Raw genomic sequence first — 6198 nt, 5'->3', positions numbered from 1 at the left:
CGAGTCGGGGCTGCCGGACACCACCGGGGACAGCAGCACCAGCCCGATCGCCGGCAGCAGCCCGCCGTACACCGCCCACACCGCGCCACGCGTCGTGAAGCCGCGCCAGAACAGCGAGTAGAGCAGGACGGGCAGGTTGGCCGAGGCGGCGACCGCGAAGGCGAGGCCGACGAGGAAGGCGACGTTGAGGTCGCGGGCCAGCAGGCCGAGCGCGATCGCCACGACACCGATGCCGACCGCCGCCCACCGTGCCACCGCGACCTCGCTGCGGGGCTCGCCGCGCGGCCGGCGCAGCGACGCGTACAGGTCGTGGGCCACCGAGGCCGAGGAGGCGAGCGTGATGCCCGCGACCACCGCGAGGATCGTCGCGAAGGCCACCGCGGCGACCACCGCGAACAGCACCGTGCCGCCCGTGGAGCCCGGCCCGCCGCCCAGATCGAGGGCGAGCAGCGGCACGGCGGTGTTCCCGGCCGCGTTGGACCCGCGGACGGCGTCCGGCCCCACCACCGCGGCCGCGCCGAACCCGAGGACGATCGTCATCAGGTAGAAGCTGCCGATCAGACCGACCGACCACACCACGGAACGGCGGGCGGCCCGGGCGGTCGGCACGGTGTAGAAGCGGGACAGGATGTGCGGCAGCCCGGCTGTGCCCAGCACCAGGGCGAGCCCCAGGCTGATGAAGTCGAGCCGGTCGGTCCAGTCCCCGCCGTACTTCAGTCCCGGCGCCAGGAACGCCTTCCCGTGGCCGCTGCGGTCCGCCGCCGTCAGCAGCAGCCGGTCGACGTCGCCGTGGAAGCGCAGCAGGACGAGCGCGGTCAGTACGGCCGTCCCGCCGAGCAGCAGGACCGCCTTCACGATCTGGATCCACGTAGTGGCCCGCATCCCTCCCAACGACACGTAGATCACCATGAGCGCGCCGACGCCGATGACCGTCCAGGCCTGGGCCGCGCCGCCCGTCCGCCCCAGCAGCAGCGCCACCAGGCTGCCCGCGCCGACCATCTGCGCCACCAGGTACAGGACGGACACCGTGACCGAGGAGACGCCCGCCGCGATCCGCACCGGCCGCTCCCTCATCCGGGCGGCCACCACGTCGGCCAGGGTGAACCGCCCGCAGTTGCGCACCAGTTCCGCCACCAGGAACAGCACGGGCAGCCACGCCACGAGGAACCCCACGCAGTACAGCAGTCCGTCGTACCCGTACAGCGCGATGAGCCCGGCGATCCCGAGGAAGGAGGCGGCCGACATGTAGTCGCCCGCGATGGCAAAACCATTTTCCATCGGGGAGAACAACCGACCGCCGGCGTAGAACTCCTCGGCCGAACCCTGCCGCCTGCGGCTCACCCAGGTCGTGATCCCCAGGGTGACCGCCACGAACCCGATGAACAGCAGCAGCGCCAGCGTCTGGTGGTCACCGCTCACGAGGCGCCTCCTCGCGCACAGCGGGCCAGTTCCTGGGTGTCCCAGCGCAGCTCCAGCGCGGCCCGGTCCCGGCGCAGCCGGGCATGCCGGGCGTAGGCCCAGGTGAGCAGGAAGGTGCTGAGGAACTGCCCCAGCCCCGCGAGCATCCCCACGTTCACCGCCCCTGCCACGGGCCGGGCCATGAACCCGGGCGCGGTCGTCGCGGCGACCACGTACCCCACGTACCAGACCAGGAAGCCGACGACTCCCGGCACCACGAACCGCCGATACCTGCCGCGGACCTCCTGGAACGCCTCACTGCGCTGCACCTGGAGGTAGACCTGGCGGGCGTCCACCGCGGCCGCCCCGGGCTCACCGCGCGCGGGCGGCACGGACGGCGCCGGCCTGCCGGTGCCGTCCAGTTCTCCCCAGCCGGAGGCCAGCGTGTCGTACCAAGGGTCCTCGTACGTCATGTCCCGGGAGGGCGTGGCGTGGTCTTCCTGGTTGTCGGCCGATCTTTCGGAACCGTCCCCGGCGTCCCCGGGCCGACCATTGCGTGACTGCATGCCCAAGGATGGACAGAAGGGATAGATCTCTGACTCTTCTTCCTCGCGCTCTTCACCCCATCAGGTGATTCACCCGGTGGGCGGCCGCACCAGCCCCCTGCCGTACGCGTACCGCACGGCCTGCGCCCGGTCCTTGAGGCCCGTCTTGGCGAAGAGATTGTTGATGTGGGTCTTCACGGTCGCGGTCGACACGTGCAGTCTTCGGGCGATCTCCTGGTTGCTGAGGCCTTCGGCGATCAGCACCAGCACCTCGGTCTCGCGCGCGGTCAGTCCGTCGGGTGCCTCCTGGACGGCCGGCACGGGTTCCGGCTGCGACAGCCGCTCCAGCAGCCGGCGCTGGACACTCGGTGACAGCCCCGCGTCCCCCGAGAGCACACTGTGCACGGCCCGCACGATCTCGTCGCCGCCCGCGTCCTTCGTCAGATACCCGCGGGCACCGGCCCGCAGCGCAGGGAACAGTGACTCGTCGTCCGCGAAGGTGGTGAGCACCACGACCTGGGTGCCGGGGTACCTGGCCCGGATCCGCCGAGTGGCCTCCACTCCGTCGCAGCGGGGCATCCTGAGGTCCATCAGCACGACGTCCGGAGCGAGTTCGCCCACCAGCCGCACCGCCTCCTCACCGTCTCCCGCGGCCCCTACGACCTCCACGCCCGGCAGCAGCCCGAGCAGCATCACGATGCCTTCGCGGACGACGGTCTGGTCGTCGGCCACCACCACCCGTGCGGGCTTCCTCTCCCCTTCCGGCTCCGTCATACGGGCACCTTCAGCGTCACCACGAACCCTTCCTCGTCCGGCCCGGCTTCCAGGGAACCGCCCAGCAGTTCGGCGCGCTCGCGCATGCCCCGCAGACCGTACCCGCCTCCGGCCGCCCCGAGTTCGCCCGGTCGTCCGCCCGAGTCCCGGACGTTCAGCGTCACTTCGTGTTCGCTGTAGTCGAGCCGCACGGCCACTTCGGCGCCCTGGGCGTGCTTGCGCACGTTCGTCAGCGCCTCCTGCGCGACGCGCCGCACGGCCTGGGACGCCTCGGCCGGCAGGGGTCTGCGTTCACCTGTGACGGTGACCTCGGCCCCGGCCGCGGAGCTGACGAGTCCGGTCAGGAAGTCCTCCAGCGGGGTCAGTTCCCCCCGCAGGGCGGACAGTGCCTGCCGGGTCTCGGCGAGCCCTTCGCGGGCCATGCCCCGGGCGGCCACCACCCGCTCCAGGATCCGTGCACGGTCCGCGTCGTTCTCGATCAGCAAGCGGGCTGCCTCCAGGTGCACGAGCTGCGCCGAGAGGCTGTGGGCCAGGACGTCGTGGATCTCGCGGGCGATGCGGGCCCGCTCGGCCAGTGCGGCGGACTCGGCCTCGGCCACGCGGGCGGCGCGTTCCTGGGCGAGCAGCCGCTGCGCGCTGCCCCGGGCTTCCGCGTCCAGCCGCAGCACGTACCCGGCGAGGGCCATGCCGGCCACGGTGGCGGCCGTGGACAGCCAGACGTCGTTGGTGGACGCCGCGTACGAGGCCAGCGCCACCGACGCGACGGGGACAGCGGCACCGAGCGGCAGCCGCTCCAGCGCGCCGATTCCGCAGCCGCACCAGATCACGAGGGCCGGCCCCCTGAACCCCGTGGCCTCGGCGGCGGCCCCGATACCGAGGAGCACGCCCATGAGCGCCAGGGAGGGCAACAGCCGGTGCGCGTAGGTGGTCCGGAAATAGGCCCAGGACACCAGGGCGGCGAGGCCGACTCCGGCCACCGCCGCGACCGCTCCCCCGACGCCGACGTGCCTCTGGCTGAAGGCGCCCCAGAGGAGCAGGGCCAGCACGAGCAGTCGGACGGCCCGGACGAGCACACGCCGGGCCGGGGTGGTTCCCGCACGGCCGAGCGCTTCCCGCGACGGCCAGCGTGTCCAGACGTTCCCTGTCACACGTGCTCCTTCCGGGCCGGCCGCTCGACGTCACCGTACGCCGGGGCGGGACGGTCCCCGGCGCCGGCGGACCGGACCCGCCAGGTCAGGATCCCGCCACGCACCAGCAGGGTGCCGGCGAGGCCCAGCATCAGTGCGGAGCCGTCCTGGTGCAGACCGAGTGCGTAACCGAGGGCGAAGACGCCGGCCCGCAGGGCTATGCCCACGGCCCAGACGGCGACGCTCGCCTTCGTGCTCTTGGTCCACCGGATGCCGTCCGGCGCCGTCCAGATGCGGGTGGTCCAGCCCCAGCCGATGCCGGTGACCAGCGCGATGAGCAGCTCCACCGCGAGCAGGGCGGCGGATTCGAGGCGGTGGTGGGCGTCGAGGACACCGGGTTCGCGCAGCGCGACGACGGCGAGCACGGCGGGCAGGAGCCACCAGCGGCGGTCCGTGTCGATCGCCCGGGCGCGGAACTGCCGCGCGATCACTATCGCGGCGACGGCCGCGATCGCCAGCGCGTTGACGAGACCGGACATCGCAACCCCCGTGTGCGAGAAGACGGTGCCGGCAGCGAGTGCTGCCGACGCCTTCGACGTTACGGAGGTGTGCAGGCCAGGAGATCGGAGCCCGGGTGGATCAAGGGTGGATCATCGAAGCGGCCCACTCCACCCACGGGTGGAGAGATGGTCAGGACCGCGAACGGGGTGCGTCCAGGCGGAGGGCCCGCCACCCGCGACACGACCAGCCGGAGGGCCTCGCCATCCGGGGCATGTCCATGCGGGGGCACGCCGTCGCCTCGGCCTGAACGAGGCCGGGTCGCCCAGGGTGGTAGACCCCGGCCCGGCGGGCCTGGCGGCCGGGCCCGCTCCCGGGACCTCCCCTGACCAGTCAGCCGACCGCCCTCGTGGGCCGCCGGCCGCGAACCCCATCGGCGGGCCGCCCGGCTCCGCCGCGGGGACCGGGTCCGCTCACCCGGCGGACACGGTGTCGGCACCGTCCGGCGAGTACCGCTTCCCCACCGGCCGGCCATCCTGCGGAGGCCCGCCTGCCGGAGCGGACGTCTCCCGGCGAGCCCCCAGATCCGCCTCCCCCGTCGGCAGAACCCGCGCAGCGGCTAGGCGTCGATGCGCGACCGGTCCAGCGTCGCCGCCGAGCCGGAGATGAACTCCTTGCGGGGGGCGACGTCATTGCCCATCAGCAGGTCGAAGACCTGCTCGGCGGCTTCCAGGTCGGACAGGTTGATCCGGCGCAGCGTGCGGTGGCGCGGGTCCATCGTGGTCTCGGCCAGCTGGTCGGCGTCCATCTCGCCCAGACCCTTGTAGCGCTGGATGGAGTCCTTGTACCGGATGCCCTTGCTCTGGAACTCCATGAGCTTGTCGCGCAGCTCGCGGTCCGAGTACGTGTAGACGTACTTGTCCTGCCCCTTCTTCGGCTGGACGATCTCGATGCGGTGCAGCGGCGGCACCGCGGCGAAGACCCGGCCGGCCTCGACCATCGGCCGCATGTAGCGCTGGAACAGCGTGAGCAGCAGACAGCGGATGTGCGAGCCGTCCACGTCGGCGTCGGTCATCATGATGATCTTGCCGTAGCGGGCCTGGTCGATGTCGAAGGTGCGGCCGGAGCCCGCTCCTATGACCTGGATGATCGCCCCGCACTCCGCGTTCTTGAGCATGTCGGTCACCGACGACCGCTGCACGTTGAGGATCTTGCCCCGGATCGGCAGCAGGGCCTGGAACTCGGAGTTGCGCGCCAGCTTGGCCGTGCCGAGCGCGGAGTCGCCCTCCACGATGAACAGCTCGCTGCGGTCGACGTCGTCGCTGCGGCAGTCGGCGAGCTTCGCCGGCAGGGACGAGGACTCCAGGGCGGTCTTGCGGCGCTGGGCGTCCTTGTGCTGGCGGGCCGCGACCCGGGTGCGGGCGGCCGCGACCACCTTCTCCATCACGACGCGGGCCTGGGCGGCGGCGTCGCGCTTGGTCGCCGTCAGGAACGCCCTGAGCTCCTTGCCGACCACGGTGTTCACGATGCGGCGGGCCGCCGAGGTGCCGAGCACCTCCTTGGTCTGCCCCTCGAACTGCGGCTCGGCCAGACGGACCGTGACGACGGCGGTGAGGCCCTCCAGGGCATCGTCCTTCACGACGTTGTCCTCGGCCACGCGCAGCATCTTCTTGGCCCGCAGCACATCGTTCATCGTCTGGGTGAGCGCCTGCTCGAAGCCGGCGACGTGGGTGCCGCCCTTGGGCGTGGCGATGATGTTGACGAACGATCGTACGGTCGTGTCGTAGCCGGTGCCCCAGCGCAGCGCGACGTCGACGCCCAGCTCACGGGTGACCTCGGTGGGGGTCATCTGGCCG

The 6198-nt window shown here is 72.3% G+C and carries 6 protein-coding genes; all 6 read right to left on the bottom strand.

Translation table 11 applies throughout. From position 1 onward, the window contains the following. Nucleotides 1-1419: solute symporter family protein (locus IE312_RS21205; protein ID WP_229900243.1), on the bottom strand; the 1419-nt coding region annotated here is incomplete at its 3' end. After that, nucleotides 1416-1871 (bottom strand): DUF485 domain-containing protein, encoded by a 456-nt coding sequence (locus IE312_RS21200; RefSeq protein WP_229900264.1) that lies wholly within the window; start codon nt 1869-1871, stop codon nt 1416-1418. The genes IE312_RS21205 and IE312_RS21200, both read right to left, overlap by 4 nt. Before the next feature lie 162 nt (nt 1872-2033). After that, nucleotides 2034-2717, bottom strand: coding sequence for a response regulator transcription factor (locus tag IE312_RS21195; protein ID WP_189983929.1), 684 nt, complete (start codon nt 2715-2717; stop codon nt 2034-2036). Beyond that, nucleotides 2714-3865: a sensor histidine kinase gene (locus IE312_RS21190; protein ID WP_189983928.1), complete on the bottom strand. Its 1152-nt coding sequence runs from the start codon at nt 3863-3865 to the stop codon at nt 2714-2716. The genes IE312_RS21195 and IE312_RS21190 overlap by 4 nt, the downstream gene beginning before the upstream one ends. Beyond that, on the bottom strand, nt 3862-4383 hold the full coding sequence (locus IE312_RS21185) for a DUF1453 domain-containing protein (protein WP_189983927.1): 522 nt from the start codon (nt 4381-4383) through the stop codon (nt 3862-3864). Before IE312_RS21185 ends, IE312_RS21190 begins: the two co-directional genes overlap by 4 nt. A 578-nt stretch (nt 4384-4961) precedes the next feature. After that, on the bottom strand, nt 4962-6198 hold a 1237-nt coding region (locus tag IE312_RS41165; RefSeq protein ID WP_229900242.1), incomplete at its 5' end, for a toprim domain-containing protein.

The sequence above is a fragment of the Streptomyces capoamus genome (assembly GCF_014654935.1).
Lineage (GTDB): Bacteria > Actinomycetota > Actinomycetes > Streptomycetales > Streptomycetaceae > Streptomyces > Streptomyces capoamus.
Note: the sequence above shows the minus strand (reverse complement) of the source record. Positions and strands in the feature narration are given on the sequence as shown.

Excerpts from the sequence above, each read along its gene's own strand:
- IE312_RS21200 (WP_229900264.1), bottom strand. The coding sequence starts at position 1,871 with ATGACGTACGAGGACCCTTGGTACGACACGCTGGCCTCCGGCTGGGGA.
- IE312_RS21195 (WP_189983929.1), bottom strand. The coding sequence starts at position 2,717 with ATGACGGAGCCGGAAGGGGAGAGGAAGCCCGCACGGGTGGTGGTGGCC.
- IE312_RS21185 (WP_189983927.1), bottom strand. The coding sequence starts at position 4,383 with ATGTCCGGTCTCGTCAACGCGCTGGCGATCGCGGCCGTCGCCGCGATA.